This window comes from Mesorhizobium sp. P3_A9 (genome assembly GCF_056402975.1).
The window spans coordinates 1-1,490 of the sequence record NZ_JBFUGJ010000665.1; the positions used below are offsets into that span (position 1 = coordinate 1).

General features: G+C 58.6%; 2 protein-coding genes. Both read right to left on the reverse strand.

Going from position 1 to position 1,490, the window contains the following annotated elements; all coding sequences use genetic code 11:
• On the reverse strand, positions 1–196 hold a 196-nt coding region (locus tag AC1DX0_RS35805; RefSeq protein ID WP_477359210.1), incomplete at its 3' end, for a terminase small subunit.
• Positions 197–427: 231 nt separating this feature from the next.
• On the reverse strand, positions 428–1,490 hold a 1,063-nt coding region (locus AC1DX0_RS35810; protein WP_477359213.1), incomplete at its 5' end, for a DUF3987 domain-containing protein.

A 1,490-nucleotide genomic window follows, 5' to 3' on the forward strand; every position in this document is an offset into this window, starting at 1 on the left:
GTCTTGCGGCCTGCCCTTGTAACTCGGCAACGCGGGCGGCCACCTTAGGCAACCTGACCATCTTCGATGCCTCCACCTCAGCAGCATTGCCGCGCGACGCATAACCAGCCTCGATATACGCGCGAGATTGGGATAGGCCCTCGGCCAGGCCGAGGCAAAACCGCTCCTGCCGTATGTTCAATTTGGCATGTGGCATGGTGGGATCAGAATACAGCACTCGTCGAACCAGTGCCACAAGGGATCAAAGCCGGTGGTGGCGATCCGACCTATCAGGTGCCGTCTCCTAGCAGTGTGACCAACGTGACCTCGCGCGTGTGGGGCAAAGGCGCCCGAAAGAAGAAAAAGCCTTTTAAGATTTCCCGATTTCTCTCGCGCGAGGTCACGTTGGTCACATTTCGCACTACAGGTTGCATTTTTCTCGCCAGACTTACCTCGCGTTGCGGGTTATCCGCTCTATGACCCATTGTGCGCGGCGCGCTTGTTCTGCCAGTTCGCTAGCAAACCGACCTGCTAGCTGCGGATTGATCGACCAGTGTCGGTTGGTTGGCGACCAGTCTTCAGGCACGACCCAGCCGTTGACATCGAAGGGGACAAGTACCCGCTGAACCTCTTGCAGGCTCATGCCTCGAACGGCGCGGCAGGCGTGATGGAGGTTGGTCGGGCTGATCCGCTTGACCCCCTGCCCAGCAAGCTTGACCAGTGCGCCTGCAATTGCTTGCACGTCCTGCAGTGCCTTGCGGTTCATCATTGCGTAGAAGTGCCATGCATGCGGAATGATGAAACCCTCAATGATCTCCCGCGCCTTTTCCACCGTTTCGGCTTGAACGTCATCGTACGAGCGACACTTGCCTTCAGTGACATCGACGGCGTGAAACAGCAGTGAGAGCGCGCCGAGCGTGCGCGCTTGTTTGCCGAGGAAGGTTCCGAAATCTGGCGAGGGATCCGAGAGTGTCGAAACCTCGGTCATCTTCCGAGCGAAATCGAGATAAGCCCGGCTGGCATCGGTAGAAAGGCAAAACGTAGTGGGGATAGCCATTCGCCCAAGTTGTGCCAGCACATCACCAAACCGGTCGCGTGCAGCCGGATCAATTGGATCGTCCCGCTCGATCCCAGCCGGCGACATCATGACCGGAAGGAACCGCTGCAGCAGACCATCGCTTTCCAATTGTGGCATTTCCTGCAGGCGAGCCGGCTGGATTGCGCCGAGGATTGAGGCCGACATCATGCTGATATTGCGTGTCTCGGACTTGCGATCCTGCATGTAGGGTTGGGAGGCGAAAGCCTTCAGCCACACCGAACGGTCCTGTGCCGCTCCGACGCCGCGACCACCATATTTTTCCATTGCCCCGATCCAACCGGACAGTTCGTCACGGAAGAGCCCTATGCCGCAATCCTGGTGGGAAAGGATGTCGCAAAGCTTTTCGGTCGTGACGTCAGCTATCACCCGCCGTCGCGACGGCGGCAACTCTGCTTCCGCTTCCGCCTTATCC